This window comes from Acidovorax sp. HMWF018, assembly GCF_003061035.1.
Lineage (GTDB): Bacteria > Pseudomonadota > Gammaproteobacteria > Burkholderiales > Burkholderiaceae_C > Acidovorax > Acidovorax delafieldii.
Map to the genome: position 1 here is coordinate 13,196 of NZ_QAIM01000592.1, position 238 is coordinate 13,433.

A 238-nucleotide genomic window follows, 5' to 3' on the forward strand; every position below is an offset into this window, starting at 1 on the left:
CGAGCCATTGGCGCCCCGGTACACCTGCCCGTGGCACACGATGCCGCAGCCAATGCCCGTGCCCACCTTGATGACCAAAAAATTGGGCAGATTGCGCTGCAGCCGGTACATCTCGCCCAGCGCCATCAGGTTCACATCGTTGTCCACAAACACCGGCGCGGCAAACGCCTCGCGCAGGTAGTCGCGGATCGAGAAGCCGTCCCAGTCGGGCATCAGCGGCGGGTTGACGAGCTGCCCG

General features: G+C 64.7%; 1 protein-coding gene. It reads right to left on the reverse strand.

Going from position 1 to position 238, the window contains the following annotated elements:
- A partial coding sequence (locus DBR23_RS31740; protein WP_233250737.1) for an ROK family protein occupies positions 1 to 238 on the reverse strand: 238 nt, incomplete at both ends.